Origin of the sequence: Paenibacillus rhizosphaerae (assembly GCF_014192015.1) — a bacterium.
Lineage (GTDB): Bacteria > Bacillota > Bacilli > Paenibacillales > Paenibacillaceae > Paenibacillus_AQ > Paenibacillus_AQ rhizosphaerae.
Map to the genome: position 1 here is coordinate 910,984 of NZ_JACHXJ010000002.1, position 14,736 is coordinate 925,719.

Genomic DNA, 14,736 nt, shown 5'->3' on the forward strand with positions numbered 1-14,736 from the left:
GCAGTGCTGTTTTTTATGATGACCTTGCTTGAGCGTTACGGTTCCAGCCTCCGCTCAATCGCCTCGGACATCGTTTTGTCCGTGAGATGGGCGTACACTTCCGTCGTTTCAGTGGAGGCGTGGCCGAGCTGTTCCTTCGTCTTGTAAATATCGTTTTGCAAATAATAGTCGGTGGCGAAGGAATGCCGGAGCTTATGTACGGTGAGATACGGCTTGCCGAAGCGTTTGGCATACTTGATGATCATCGCCTGAATCGCCCGCTTGGTCATGCGTCCGCCCTCCTGTTGGCCGTTCGGAAGCGCCGCAAACAGCGCCTTTTCCCGCTTGGGCACCTTGTACCTGGATTGACGCAGGGTAAGATACTGGGCCAAATCATCCCTGGCCTGCTCGCGGAAATAGACCGGCGTCTTGAACGTCTCGTCGTTATTGCCCTTCCGGTACACATAAAGCATTTTGTTGTTCATATCCAGATCGTCGACATTCAGGTTCACGACCTCCGATACCCGAAGCCCCGAATTCAAAATCAGGCTGGCAATGCAGGCGTCACGTTCCTTGTTCAGTTCATGCGCATGCAGCGCCTGCTTGTTATTCGCAACATCCTTAGCGTAGCCGTCCATAATATAGCCGATAAACTCCAGCAGCTCATCTTCCTCGAGGATCTTTCCCTTCAGTTTGGCGGCCGTGTCTTTCGGTTTGTGGATCCGCTTGATCTCCACCTTGGCCATTATGTTACGCTTCAGCAGCGGATAAAAGTTGTCATCCTCAGCAATTTGGCTTAAATAATGAAACAGGGAGCGCATCGAAGAGAGCTTGCGGGAGACGGTAATTTTGGAGTTGGCGCTCTCCCGGCGGGTCGTTAAATACAAGCGGTAGCTGACCACATCCTCCATCCGCAGCACTTCCAGCTCTTCCAGCGTTACCTTGCCGTTGTCCGGCGCAGCGGACAATCCTTCGGCCCGGAGCCAGTTGAAGAACGTTTCGTAATCCCGGATATATTCAAGCAAAGTGGACGGCGACAGATCAGGCAGCTTGTAATCGATAAATTGCTGGACGTACCAAGGCATAGTCAGCACTTTGTCGTCGAGCTTTTTCCGGTCTTGTTCCTTTTGAACGTTCATCGTCATCCCTCATCTTTCCTTGTCGTCGTATCCATTTATTTTAACACAATGGGCGAACAGATGTCCGCTTTATTTGCTCGTAAGACAGGAGAATCCAAAAGGGTATAACCTTGCCCGTCCGTTGACAAAGTTATATAGTGGAAAGGAAGTCAGGATCGTGAACAGGAAAATAGGAAGGTGAAGCTATGGAGTTCAGGCTGGACCTGGTTCCGCATAAGCGCAGGCAAGTCATCTACAATTTGATGCAGCTGTATATGTATGATTTTTCCCGCTACCAGGATATCGTGGTGGATGACAACGGCAAATTTCCCGAATACCCGGGAATCGATGAATACTGGCGGAGGGGAACCGGCAAGCATGCTTTTTTGATTTCGTACGATAAGGTGCCGGCCGGTTTTGCTTTGGTGGACCGGTTGTATGACCCGATCGAAGGCGACTTTTACATGACGGAGTTTTTTATAATGCAAAAATACCGCCGCACCGGCATGGGGACCTGGGCTGCCCAGGCGCTGTTCGAGCGGTTCAAGGGCAGATGGAAGGTGACCCAGATCAAGAACAATCTGCCGGCCCAAGCCTTCTGGCGGAAAGTGATCGGCAACTACACGAACGAGCGGTATTCGGAAAAGGTTCACCCACAGTACGGAAATATCAGCCAGTATTTCACCAGCTTATAGATTGAACTGAGGTTTGGCATTGGTAACCTTCTGGAGACGGATTCCCGTGTTGGAGTTTCTTAAGTCCATTCCATAAAAATACATAGGCTCCCAGTGGCTGGAAAGGGAGCTCTTCTTGAATCGAAGCGGGCTCGGGACAATACCATTGTGAAAGTCAGCGGTTTAGCGACGCGCCGGCATGGGTAAACATCTCATATACTGCGTAAAAGTCACTTCGTATCGATGTAGGCATCCAATTATGAAACCAGGGGAGGATTTCATTATGGAAAGACGGGCGTTCGGCAATACAGGCATGGAAGTGAGTATTTTGGGCTTTGGCGGCGCGGAGATCGGCAAGGAGACGGATCTTTCCAAAGTCGAGGAGCTGCTGGGGAGCGCGCTTGATGCGGGCCTGAACATGATCGATACGGCGGAGTGCTACGGCGACAGCGAGGAGCTGATCGGCAAAACGATAGCGAACCGCCGCAGCGAATATTATTTATTCACCAAATGCGGACATGCCTCGGGTTTGGATTATAAGGATTGGGACCCTGAGCTGCTGGAGAAAAGCATAGACCGCAGCCTGAAGCGGCTGAAAACGGATTACGTCGACTGCATTCATCTGCACAGCTGCTCGGAAGACGTGCTGAGACAAGGCGCGGTGATCGAGGTGCTGCAAAAGGCCAAGCAGCAGGGAAAAACGCGCTTTATCGGCTACAGCGGCGATTCGATTAACGCGCTGTATGCGGTACAAACCGGCGTGTTTGACAGCTTGATGGTATCGCTCAACATCGCCGACCAGGAAGTGATTGACCTGACGCTGCCGGAAGCCCGCAAGCGGGGGATGGGGATCATCGCCAAGCGGCCGATCGCCAACGTAGCCTGGACTTACGACGAGCTCCCCGAGAACGCCTACCCGTATAAATACTCGCAGCGGCTGAAGGAGCTGCAGTATGATTTTCTGCGGGACCGCGAGCAGGCGGTAGCGGATGCCCTTCATTTTACGCTGGATACGCCCGGGGTGGATACCGCGATCGTGGGAACAAACAAGCCCGGGCGCTGGTCTCAGAACGCGGAGATGCTTGCAGGCACGAGCCTAAGCCATGACAAGTACCAGGAGATCCGGGCGCGCTGGAAGGAAGTAGCCCCGAAGGACTGGGTAGGTCTGACGTAAGGCGGATAAGGTTGAAGCGGCGGGTGACGAAGCCCTGTTCAACTGAATCATTTGTTAAATCGAAAAGGCTCCCTCTTGGAATTCTTCAAGTTCCGGGAAGGGAGCCTTTTTGCATGCTTGAAGTCCGGGTGAACCACCCTTTATTCGGCCTTACCCAGCTTCGTTTCGCTAAATTGAAGCCGGTATTGGCCGGGTGTCATTCCCCGCTATTATCCGAGCTATGGAGGAGGAGCATTCCCGATTCTGCGCAAGGACTGGATGGACAAGCTGGGGCTGCAAACCCCGCGCACCATGGACCAATTTTTTGATGTGCTGAAGGTGTTCAAGGAGAAGGACCCGAACGGAAACGGCCAGGCCGACGAGATTCCTTATGCCGCCAACAGCGATACGATGGGCTTTGTGTACGGGGTGTTCAACGGCGTGCAGGGAGCGTGGAAGCTGAAGGACGACAAGCTGGTACCGACGATTATGGAAGACGCGTCGCGGGATGCGCTCCTCTGGATCAAAAAGGCATACGACGCCGGACTGTTCCCGAAAGACTTCGCGATCCTGAAGTACTCCCAGACGGTTGACCTGATCCGGGGCGGCACATCGGGCGGCACATCACAGTCGATGAACCATGCCTGGGTGACGGGTTCCAAAATCAGGGAAGTGGTGCCGACGGCGGATTACATGCCGATCACCTATCTGCAAAACGCGGGCGGAGAGAAATATACGCCATCCGGATCGCCGTATTACGGCGTGTACCTGATTCCGAAAAAAGTGCCGGAAGCCAAGGTGAAGAAAATCCTTGAATTTTTCGATTACGCTTACGGCAAGGAGGGTAATGAGCTGGCAACTTACGGCATTGAAGGGGTCGATTACACGGTCGAGAACGGCCGCAAAATCCCGACGCCGCAGGCAGCCAAGGACCAGGTGGGCGACGGCAACTGAACAACCTGATCCACCTCATCAGCGACGATATGTCGATCGGGGGCGTCGGCATGCCGGATGACGTGTACAACCGCAATGTGGAAATCGTCAACGAGCGCAAACAGATCAAAACGCCGAATCCTAGCAATGAATTGTACTCCGAAGCTTACAACAAATACTATCCGGAAATTTCGAAAAAAGTGAGCGATATGCGGACGAAAGTGATCATCGGCAAGGACACGATCGAGAACTACGACAAGCTCATCGAGCAGCTCCGCAACGATCCGACGCTGAAACAGGTTGCGGATGAGATGACAGAGGCTTATCATAAAAAAATGGAAAGCCAATAACCTCCAAATCCCATTCATGAGAGAGGCGAAACGATGAGTGTACTAAGCGTTCAAGGCAAGCAGTTTGTGTGGGACGGCGAGCCCATCCGCCTGGTTTCCGGGGCGATCCATTATTTCCGGGTCGTTCCCGAGTACTGGCGTGACCGGTTAACGAAGCTGAAGGCTTGCGGCTTTAACACGGTGGAGACATATGTGGCGTGGAATATCCATGAGCCCAGAAAAGGGGAATTCGTGTTTGATCACGGGGCGGATCTCGTCCGCTTCATCGAAACGGCCGGTGAACTCGGCCTGCATGTCATTGTCAGGCCCAGCCCGTATATTTGCGCCGAATGGGAGTTCGGCGGTCTGCCCGCCTGGCTGCTGAAGGAACCGGGCATCCGGCTGCGCTGCAACGACCACCGGTATTTGGGCCACGTCGATGCTTATTATGACGTGCTTATTCCGAAGCTGGTTCCGCTGCTCAGCACGAACGGCGGACCGATCATCGCGATGCAGATCGAGAACGAATACGGCAGCTACGGCAATGACAAAGCGTACCTGAACCATTTGAAGAAAGGGCTTACATCCCGCGGTGTAGACGTGCTGCTGTTCACCTCGGACGGGCCGGGAGACTTTATGCTGCAGGGCGGCATGGTGGAGGGCGTGCTGGAGACGGTCAACTTCGGGTCGAGAGCCGTCGAAGCCTTTCAGGAACTGGAAGCCTATCAGCCGGACAAGCCGTATATGTGCATGGAGTTCTGGAACGGCTGGTTTGACCACTGGGGCAAGCCGCATCATACCCGCGATGCGGCGGATGCCGCGCGCGTGTTCGAGGACATGCTGGCGGCCGGCGCTTCGGTCAATTTCTATATGTTCCACGGGGGGACAAACTTCGGCTTCTATAATGGAGCGAACTGCGGTGAAGAAGGGTACGCGCCGACCGTCACGAGCTATGATTACGATTCCCCGCTGAATGAATGGGGAGAGCCGACGGAGAAATTTTATGCGGTCCGGGACGTCCTGGCCAAATACGCGGATCTGCCGGAACTGCAGCTTCCCGATCCGATCGAGCGGAAGAGCTACGGTGAGATCAGATTGACCGACCGGGTCGGCTTATTCGACTCGCTCTCCGACCTGTCGAACGCGGTGGAGCGGGCCGTGCCGGTAACGATGGAGCAGCTGGATCAGGACTACGGCTTTATCCTGTATACAACCTTCGTCTCCGGGCCGCGCGGCGAAGCCGACCTGATTCTGCAGGAAGTGCGGGACCGGGCACTTATTTTTGTCGATGGGGAGTACCGGGGCGTCGTGCAGCGATGGGACGAGCAGCGCAGCCTGAAGCTGACCATTCCGTCCGACGGCGCGAAGCTGCAAATTTTGGTGGAGAACCTCGGAAGGGTCAATTACGGGCCGTACATGCACGATCCGAAAGGGATTACCGAAGGAGTCCGGTTAGGCAACCAGTTTTTGTTCGGATGGACGATTCATACTCTTCCGCTGAACAACCTGGACCAGCTGGCCTTCGTTCCGCACCTGAAGGAAGAAGATACTGCCGGCTTGGACGCTGCGAGCCGGAATACCCCAACTTTTTACAGAGGGACCTTTGAGGTCAGCGGAACCGCCGACACGTTTCTGGACGTCACAGGCTGGACGAAAGGCGTCGCCTATATTAACGGATTTAACCTAGGGCGTTACTGGGAGGTTGGGCCGCAGTCCACGCTGTATATTCCGGCACCGCTGCTGCGCGATGGCCTGAATGAAATCATTCTGTTTGAGCTGCACGGTACGCGGCAGCCATCCGTCGCACTGGTGGATCAGGCACGGCTGGGTTAAAGCGAACAACGTTAATTGCTGCGAGCAAGAGCGGCATACACGAACTTTTAGTATAAATCAGGATCATCATCTCTTGAACGGGAAAAGGGAACGGCCATTGGCGGCCGTTCCCTTTTTGATTTGTGATTTACTCATTTCATCATATGAAAAATTCATAACAGAAACGCAGAGCATCAGGGCTCTACGTAGGGCCGGATCGACTCGCGGATAACGAGATCGGTAGACAGCAATATTTTTTTGAATCCGCCGGATCCATCTTTACCGCTCTCAAACAGCAGTTTTGCCCCTTCGTATCCCAGCATCTCAAAGGGTTGACTGACAGTGCTCAAAGATACTTTGGCATATTTCGAGCTCTCCACGTCATCGAATCCCATAATTGAAATTTGCTCCGGAATGCTGACCCCTTGCTGCGTAAGCTGCCCGATCACTTCGAGCGCCCGTCTGTCGTTCACGCAAAACAGGGCGGTGAGCTCACCTCTTTGAATTTGTTGCTGCAGCTTCGCATAATCCAAATCCCGCTGAAGAAACAACACATCATCATCCGGACCGAGGGAGGCGTCTGCCATGGCATGGCGGTATCCGTTGTACCGTTCGACCTCTGTGCTTAGATGAAAATCATATGCGGCGAAACCGATCTTCCGGTGACCCTGGGCAATTAAATACCTAACAGCTTCATAGGCGCCGTCATGGTTATTGCATGTGATGCAGTTGACCGGATAACCGGCGGGAAAGCGGTCGAGCATGACGAACGGGATCGACTTCTTCCGGATTTCGTTCAGGTATTCCCTGGCTGCGTCGGGATTGGCAGAATAGATCAACAGCCCGCGGTTCTCGGACTGAATCAGCTTCAGGATCAGCTCCCGCTCCTGCTCGACATCATTTTCCACAAATTCAATGATGAGTTTGCATCCCTGCTGGTTCAGAAAGGATTGCACGCCTTTGATGATCTTCATATACGAACTGTCGTACATGTCATTGCCGGAAATGATAAAGGTCACGTAATTGGACGTTGGGTTGACAGGCTCCGCCGGATTGGCGACAAAGCTGCCTTTTCCCCTGATCCGATAGATGACGCCTTCATTGACGAGCTCCGCCAATGCTTTCCTTACCGTAATGGAGCTGACGTCCAGCAGCTTGGAGAACTCCGATTCGCTCGGAATCCGGTCATCCTTGCCAAGCTCGTTATTCTCGATTTGTGACAGCACATAATCTTTCACCAGCTGGTACTTAGGCAATGTTGTATCGTTCTTGCTCATGCAGGTCACCTCTTATGTGGACATATACTTACTTATAGCGCTTGGTTTAATAGATAGTATACCAAGTAATGCGAACTAACTCAACTTCCTTGTATAAATCTCAGCTAAACGAATGGAGATATCACGCAATATAACTTGAATTTAGTTGGATTCTCGTATGGTGACTGGAGTGTTGTTGAATAACAAAATAGTATACTAACTACATATTAATAAAATCGTAAATCTATATATTGACGCCTAAATTAGTATGTGTTATCCTTCGCTTAGCATAATAACTCTGAGGAAAACGCATATGTTTTTGCCTGCTTGATGTGGATGCTAAAGTGGCTGTATTACGGTCTTCATTGTTGTAAAGATCCAAGTTTACACGCCTGTTTGAAAGCGTTTCGATCCTGCAAGAGGTATTTAACAGCTGGTATTGAATGCGCTTCCACTCACAGGGGTCAGTCCAGCGGGGGCTTTTAGGTGAAGAACGGCCGGAGTTCAATCGATGACTTGAAGTAACTAAAAAAGGGGTGTTTGTGTTGGCGGCAACCAATAAAAAGCGATGGTCCAAACTGTGGAAACACCGGTATCTGTACCTGATGGTGTTGCCCGGCTTGATTACGGTGCTGGTCTTCAGCTACTTTCCGATGTACGGAATTACCATCGCCTTCAAGGATTACAACGCATCAAAGGGGATCATGGGAAGTCCTTGGGTCGGCTTTAAATATTTCACCACGTTTTTTCATGACCCGATGGCCTTCCGCGTATTAAAAAACACGCTGCTTCTTGGTCTGTATACGCTGCTGTGGTCATTTCCTGCTCCGATTATCCTCGCCTTGTTATTTAACGAGCTGAGAAACAAGCATTTTAAAAAAATCGTTCAAACGGTTTCTTACTTTCCGCATTTTATTTCGGTGGTTATCGTTGCTGGGATGCTGAAGGACTTCACGGCCAGAGACGGCCTCTTCAATCAAATCATTACATACTTCGGCGGCACCCCGATCATGTTTCTCCTCGAGCCGGGTTATTTCAGAACGATCTTCATCTCTTCCGGCATATGGCAGGGGGTTGGATTTGGAACGATCATCTATCTTGCCGCTTTGAGCGGGATCGATCCGACCTATTACGATGTGGCAGAAGTGGACGGAGCGAGCCGGTGGAAAAAAATCGTGCACATTACCTGGCCGTCGATCAAACCGACGACGATCATCCTGCTGATTTTCGCCTTGGGAGGAATTCTGGGATCCGATTTTCAGAAAATTATCCTGCTGTATTCGCCCGAAACTTACAGCGTGGCTGACGTCATTGGATCGTATGTATACCGTCAGGGGATCCTCGGCGCGAGATACGAATACACCACGGCCATCGGATTATTTATGTCGGTCATATCCTTTGTCATTTTGTATATTTCCAATTGGGTCAGCCGCAAAGTCTCGGAGACGAGTTTGTTTTAGGGGGGGAGAATCTTGAGAAAAATCAGCTTCGGTTCCAGAGTTTTTGATGCTTTTAACATTTTCATCATGCTGTTGATCCTTGTCGTGGTGCTGTATCCCATTCTGAATATTATCGCTACCTCCTTCAGCAGCGGGAAGTACATCGCCTCGGGAAGCATTACGATCTGGCCGAAAGGCTTTACCGTACAGGCATACGCAGACGTATTTAAAGACTCGCTCATTTATAAGGGGTATCTGAATTCGATCCTTTACGCCGTAGGTTCTACCGGTATTATGCTGCTGTTTACCTCATTGCTGGCTTATCCGCTGACCATCCCCGGATTTGCGGGCAAGAAATTCATCACCATCTTTCTGATGATCACGATGTTTTTCAGCGGAGGATTAATTCCTACGTACCTGCTTATGCGCAGCCTGCATCTGCTTGACACCGTTTGGGTGATGATCCTTCCCGGCGCGGTAGGAGCCTACAATGTGTTTTTGTTCCGGACCTTCTTTTCGAATGTACCGGCAGAGCTGAAAGAATCGGCAGTCATGGATGGAGCCAACGATGTCGTCGTCCTGTTCCGAATCGTCCTGCCGTTGTCGAAGGCGCTTCTGGCGACGTTTGCATTGTTTGGTTTGGTAGGAAGCTGGAACAGCTGGTTTGAAGCGTTAATCTACCTGAAGGATCAGGATAAGTATCCGCTGCAAATGATTCTGCGAAACTATTTATTTGCGCTGGATACCAACGCGATCCAAGGCAGGGTAGGCGCCGGTAACGTGGCCATCAATTCGTCGGGATCAACGCTTGATCCGAAGGCGATCCGAATGAGTGTGATCATTATTACGATGTTCCCCATTATGGCGATTTACCCGTTCTTTCAAAAGCACTTTACGAAGGGCGTTTTGGTGGGAGCGATTAAGGGCTGACAACATGTTTTCAACATGGATGTAAGAGGAAAGATTCTTTTACGCCATATTAAAATAATCAAATGTATAGGAGGAATTGGGATGGTTAAAAAAGCAAAAATGCTCAGCCTGATCCTGGCTTGCATGCTGGCCTTTTCCGTAACGGCCTGCTCCAAGTCCGACGAGGCTTCCACGGATTCTGCGGATAGCGACACGTTATCTTTTTCCGTAACGCTTCCGTCGAGCGGGGTGGACAACGAGAACAGCATGATCGGCAAGGAATGGAAGAAGCAGATGGAAGCCAAACTGGGCAAAAAACTGAATATTAAGTTTAATTATATTCCGTCATCGGAATATGACGAAAAAGTGAAGCTCATGATTGCAAGCGACGATTTGACGGATTTCTTCGTCACGCCATTATTTTACGATATCACGGACATGGCTGAACAAGGCCAAATTCTTGAGCTCAGCCAATATAAGGATTTAATGCCCAACTATATGAACTATCTCAGCAAGGTGAAGAACGGCATGGCGCGTGTGACCAATCCCGAAGGGAAAATGTACTCTTTCAAAGAAACTTCGACGCCCCGATTTCCTGAGGATAAAGGCTTGCTGATTCAAAACGTATCCGCTTACAGATACGATGTGTTCAAAGCGAACAATATCAAAATTCCGCAAACACTGGATGATTTCTATAATGCAGCCAAAAAACTGAAACAGCTGTATCCCGATAAGTACCCGGTGGATACGAAGTGGAACAGTTTAAGATCGCTCTTCTCCGCCAATCACATCAAGGACGACATCTACTGGGATGGCAGTAAATACGTTTACGGTATTTTTAATGAAGGATATAAAGACGCCCTTCAGTTCGCGAATAAGCTGTATTCGGAACAGCTGCTGGATCCCGAATATACGATTGATACGGACGATACGATCCGGAAGAAGGCGATGAATGGCGATACCTTCATGTGGCTGACCCAGTGGTTTACGGAGCCGGGTGATTATACGAGGAATGCTGATGACGGCAAAATATTTGCGGTTTCGCTGTACCCGGATAATCCGAAGTACGGAACGGCATGGCAGGAAGCGACAAACGGAAACACCCCGGACTTGGGCTGGGCCACCTTCTGCATCAGCTCCAAAGCCAAAAATCCGGAGGAATTAATCAAGCTGATCGATTTGCAATATTCCGATGAAAACATCAGGCTCGTGACTTGGGGAATCGAAGGAACAACCTACAAAATCGGCGAAGACGGCAATCCGACCTTTATGGATTCTTTTAAAACGGCAAAGGACCCATGGCTGGAAGGGGATAAATACGGGATCCGGGCAAGCAAAAATTATAATCCAGGTTTGCAGATGGTCAATGATTCCAGAGCATTCGTAGATTTTGCCGCAACGGATTATACCGTATTTAACGGCAAGTATGAGGAAGTCCCGCTTGAAAAGTCGCCTTATTTAACAAGTCTGCCAATGCCGAACAACGACTATGTTCCGTCATGGTACAGCGAGCCGGCCATCCAGTTCACCCCGGACGAAAGCCAGGAAATATCCGAGATCATGAACCCGATCAAAACGTTCGTTACGGAGGAGCAGGCGAAGTTTGTCGCCGGGAAGCAGAGCTTTGACAACTGGCCGAAATTTATCGACCAAGTTAAAAAAATGGGCGATATCGATAAAGTGCTGAAGATTTACAACGATGCGGCCCAAAGAGTCCTGTCCAAAACGTCCTAACCAACAGCATCGAGATCATTCCACCAATGACAAATCGATAAGAAGTCGGGAGGAAGCCGAGATGGTATTGAAGATGAAGATGTGGAAGCATGCGGGAGTATGGACCTGCGCCGCGCTGCTGTTGGTCACCATGGGACCGGGCGTTACGCCGGCCCAGGCCCAGGCTGCGGGGAATAGCGCCGAGCAAAAAGCAGGAGGCACGTTAAAAAAGGTACAGGAGCCGTTCATGATCAAGGTCGTGGATGCCGAGACGGGCCGGGGCATTCCGCTTGTGGAGCTGAAGACGACGAATAACATTTTGTATTATACGGACAGCGCGGGCGTCGTGGCCTTCGACGAACCCGGGTTGATGGATACGACAGTCTTCTTCCATATGTCCAGCGATGGCTACGAAATTCCCGCCGACATGTTCGGCAACCGCGGGCAGGCCGTCGAGATCACGCCCGGCGGCAGCGTCACGCTGCAGATGAACCGGGTCAATATCGCCGAGCGGCTGTATCGGGTGACCGGCCAAGGGATCTACCGCGACAGTCTGCTGCTCGGACTCCATACACCGATTCAAGAGCCGGTGATCAACGGTCTGATCATGGGTCAGGACTCCGTGCAGACGATCGAATACAACGGTAAGCTGTACTGGTTTTGGGGCGATACGGACAGACCGGCGTACCCGCTGGGAAATTTCCGTACGACGGGCGCGACGTCGGAGCTGCCGCAAAATGGCGGTCTTGACCCGGATGTCGGCGTGAATCTGAAATATTTCACCAAAGAAGACGGATTTGCCAAAAGCATGGTGCCGACGCTTCCCGACGGGGGGAACATGGCATGGATTTTCGGTCTGATGACGGCAAAGGACAGCACGGGCAAAGAGCGGCTGCTTACAGGATACATGACGCTAAATCCAGATATCGTCGCGCGCGGCATCCTGGCCTTCAACGATCAGACGGAGCAGTTTGAACAGGTCGTCCAGTTTCCTTCCAAGGACGATTGGCGCCATCCGGGCGGTCAGGCGACCTATTACGAGGAGAACGGCAAGGGCTACTGGCTGTTTACCGAGCATCGGATTCCGAATTTGCGCGTGGCCGCCGACTACGACGCTATTATCGACTATACCCAATACGAGTCGTTTACGTGCCTGGCTCCGGGAACGGCTTACGACGGCGCCAATACGTCCCTTGAGCGCGATCCGGACGGTAAACTGGTATGGGGCTGGAAGAAGAACACCCCGGTGCTGACCCAGGATCAAGAGAAAGAATTGATCGGGCTTGGCCTGATCAAGGCGGACGATCCGCGTTACTATCAATTGAAAGATGCGGATACCGGCGAAGAGGTTTCGCTCTCCCAAAGCTCCGTCGAATGGAACGATTACCGGCAGCGCTACGTGATGATCGGACAGCAGCTGTTTGGCAAAACGTCGGTGCTAGGGGAAATGTGGTACGCTGAAGCAGATTCGCCGCAAGGTCCCTGGACGACAGCGAAGAAGATCATTACGCATAACAACTACACCTTCTACAATCCGGCCCAGCACAAGTTCTTTTTTAAAGACGGCGGACGCGTCATTTACTTTGAGGCGACCTATACGAATACGTATACGGACCATATTCCAACCCCGCGTTACAACTACAACCAGGTTATGTACAAGCTGAATCTGGATGATCCGCGGCTTGGTCTTGAGCCGGTTCAGAACCGCAAGTGACGGCTGACGCGGAAGCGGACAATACTTCGCCGATCCCAATAGGGCACTCCGCCCAGGAGGTACACGAAATGAAATGGAAACCGTGGAAAAGCGCGGGAATATGGACCTGCGTCATGCTGACGGTCATGACCGCGCCGGGCGCCGCGATGGCGGCGCAGGCGGAAGCAAACAGCGCCAAGCCGGATGTTAGCAGCGCCAAGAAAACGGTTCAGAAGCCGTTTATGATCAAGGTCGTGGATTCGGAGACGGGGCGGGGTATTCCGCTTGTCGAGCTGAAGACGACGAACAATATGTTGTATTTCACGGACAGCGCAGGTATCGTGGCTTTCAATGAGCCGGGCCTGATGGAACAAACGGTCTTCTTCCATCTGTCGAGCGACGGCTATGAGGTGCCGACAGACATGTTCGGTTACCGCGGCCAGGCTGTCGACGTGACGCCCGGCGGAAGCGTGACGCTGAAAATGGACCGGGTCAACATTGCCGAGCGGTTATACCGGGTCACCGGTCAGGGCATTTACCGGGACAGCGTCCTGCTCGGCCAGAAGCCGCCGGTCAAGGAGCCTCTCCTGAACGGGCTGGTGATGGGGCAGGACTCCGTCCAAACGATTAAGTACCGCAACCGGCTGTACTGGTTCTGGGGCGATACCGACAGACCTGCCTATCCGCTTGGGAACTTTCGCGTGACGGGGGCGACATCGAAGCTGCCGGAAAAAGGCGGCCTCGACCCCGATACTGGTATCGATTTGGATTACTTTACGAAAGAGGACGGTTTCGTTAAAAGCCTGGTGCCGCAGCTCCCTGACGGTGCCGGCATCGCATGGGTATTCGGCTTGATGACCGTCAAGGATCGCACCGGACAAGAGCGCCTGCTCGCCGGCTACAGTACGCATAATCCCGAGCTCAGCGCCTTCGGTATTCTTGCCTTTAACGACGAGAAAAAGGAGTTCGAGCAGGTCGTCCAGTTCCCTGACAAAGACGATTGGCGCCATCCGGGCGGCCAGGCGTCCTATTACGAGGAGGACGGCAAGGGCTACTGGCTCTTTACCGAACACCGGATGCCGAATCTGCGCGTCGCCGCCAGCTATGACGCCATCATCGACTATGCCCAATACGAATCGTTTACGTGCCTGACGCCGGGAACGACTTACAATGGGTCCCAGACGTCCCTTGAACGCGACGCGGACGGCAAGCTCGTATGGGGCTGGAAGAAGAACACCCCGCCGCTCACCCAGGATCAAGAAAAGGAACTGATCGATTCCGGAGTGATCCAGGCGGACGATCCGACCTTCTTTCAATTAAAAGACGCCGATACAGGCGAAGTGGTCCAAATCGCTTCAAGCTCCGTCGAGTGGAACGATTACCGGCAGCGTTACGTGATGATCGGGCAGCAGACGCAAGGCAAGTCCTCGGTGCTCGGGGAAATCTGGTACGCGGAAGCTCCCGCGCCTCAAGGTCCTTGGACCACGGCCAAAAAGATCGTCACGCATAACAACTATACTTTTTATAACGTGGCCCAGCATAAGTTTTTCAACAAGGAGGGAGGCCGGATGATCTACTTCGAGGGCACCTATACGAATACGTTCACAAATCATGTCCCGACGCCGCGTTATAATTACAATCAGGTCATGTATAGGCTCGACTTGGCCGATCCGAAGCTCAGCCTGACGCCGGTTCAAGGAACGACCGGTAAATAGAGCGCCGGGTTGC

At 52.1% G+C, this 14,736-nt stretch carries 12 protein-coding genes; 10 read left to right on the top strand and 2 right to left on the bottom strand.

Going from position 1 to position 14,736, the window contains the following annotated elements:
- Positions 1 to 35: 35 nt before the first annotated feature.
- Positions 36 to 1,118 (bottom strand): tyrosine recombinase XerS, encoded by a 1,083-nt coding sequence (xerS, locus tag FHS19_RS12825; protein WP_183582192.1) that lies wholly within the window; start codon positions 1,116 to 1,118, stop codon positions 36 to 38.
- Between the two features lie 185 nt (positions 1,119 to 1,303).
- Between xerS and FHS19_RS12830 the strand changes: the two genes are divergently transcribed.
- The 5 genes from FHS19_RS12830 to FHS19_RS12845 all read left to right on the top strand — a co-directional run bounded on the left by FHS19_RS12830 (position 1,304) and on the right by FHS19_RS12845 (position 6,019).
- Positions 1,304 to 1,792, top strand: a complete 489-nt coding sequence (locus tag FHS19_RS12830; RefSeq protein WP_183582193.1) for a GNAT family N-acetyltransferase — start codon at positions 1,304 to 1,306, stop codon at positions 1,790 to 1,792.
- 262 nt (positions 1,793 to 2,054) lie between these two features.
- Positions 2,055 to 2,945 carry an aldo/keto reductase gene (locus tag FHS19_RS12835; RefSeq protein WP_183582194.1) on the top strand — a complete coding sequence of 297 codons (891 nt, stop codon included), beginning with the start codon at positions 2,055 to 2,057 and terminating at the stop codon, positions 2,943 to 2,945.
- A 258-nt stretch (positions 2,946 to 3,203) separates the two neighbouring features.
- Complete coding sequence (locus FHS19_RS12840; protein ID WP_246426553.1) at positions 3,204 to 3,878, top strand: type 2 periplasmic-binding domain-containing protein; 675 nt, start codon at positions 3,204 to 3,206, stop codon at positions 3,876 to 3,878.
- Positions 3,879 to 3,928: 50 nt separating this feature from the next.
- The gene (locus FHS19_RS34845) at positions 3,929 to 4,207 is read left to right on the top strand and encodes a hypothetical protein (protein WP_246426554.1); all 279 of its coding nucleotides are present in this window, start codon (positions 3,929 to 3,931) and stop codon (positions 4,205 to 4,207) included.
- Between the two features lie 33 nt (positions 4,208 to 4,240).
- A complete protein-coding gene (locus FHS19_RS12845; protein WP_183582195.1) occupies positions 4,241 to 6,019 on the top strand; it encodes a glycoside hydrolase family 35 protein in 1,779 nt (592 codons plus the stop codon).
- A gap of 173 nt (positions 6,020 to 6,192) precedes the next feature.
- Here FHS19_RS12845 and FHS19_RS12850 read toward each other — a convergent pair whose 3' ends face one another.
- Complete coding sequence (locus tag FHS19_RS12850; protein WP_183582196.1) at positions 6,193 to 7,275, bottom strand: GntR family transcriptional regulator; 1,083 nt, start codon at positions 7,273 to 7,275, stop codon at positions 6,193 to 6,195.
- Between the two features lie 584 nt (positions 7,276 to 7,859).
- On the opposite strand from FHS19_RS12850, the gene FHS19_RS12855 reads away from it, so the two are divergent.
- The 5 genes from FHS19_RS12855 to FHS19_RS12875 all read left to right on the top strand — a co-directional run bounded on the left by FHS19_RS12855 (position 7,860) and on the right by FHS19_RS12875 (position 14,723).
- Positions 7,860 to 8,714 carry an ABC transporter permease gene (locus FHS19_RS12855; protein ID WP_376771900.1) on the top strand — a complete coding sequence of 285 codons (855 nt, stop codon included), beginning with the start codon at positions 7,860 to 7,862 and terminating at the stop codon, positions 8,712 to 8,714.
- A 12-nt stretch (positions 8,715 to 8,726) separates the two neighbouring features.
- Positions 8,727 to 9,623: a carbohydrate ABC transporter permease gene (locus FHS19_RS12860; RefSeq protein WP_183582198.1), complete on the top strand. Its 897-nt coding sequence runs from the start codon at positions 8,727 to 8,729 to the stop codon at positions 9,621 to 9,623.
- A gap of 81 nt (positions 9,624 to 9,704) precedes the next feature.
- Positions 9,705 to 11,336, top strand: a complete 1,632-nt coding sequence (locus FHS19_RS12865; protein ID WP_183582199.1) for a type 2 periplasmic-binding domain-containing protein — start codon at positions 9,705 to 9,707, stop codon at positions 11,334 to 11,336.
- A 61-nt stretch (positions 11,337 to 11,397) separates the two neighbouring features.
- Positions 11,398 to 13,029, top strand: coding sequence for a glycoside hydrolase family 183 protein (locus tag FHS19_RS12870; protein ID WP_246426555.1), 1,632 nt, complete (start codon positions 11,398 to 11,400; stop codon positions 13,027 to 13,029).
- A 68-nt stretch (positions 13,030 to 13,097) separates the two neighbouring features.
- Positions 13,098 to 14,723 (top strand): hypothetical protein, encoded by a 1,626-nt coding sequence (locus FHS19_RS12875; protein ID WP_183582200.1) that lies wholly within the window; start codon positions 13,098 to 13,100, stop codon positions 14,721 to 14,723.
- The last annotated feature ends 13 nt before the right edge of the window (positions 14,724 to 14,736 follow it).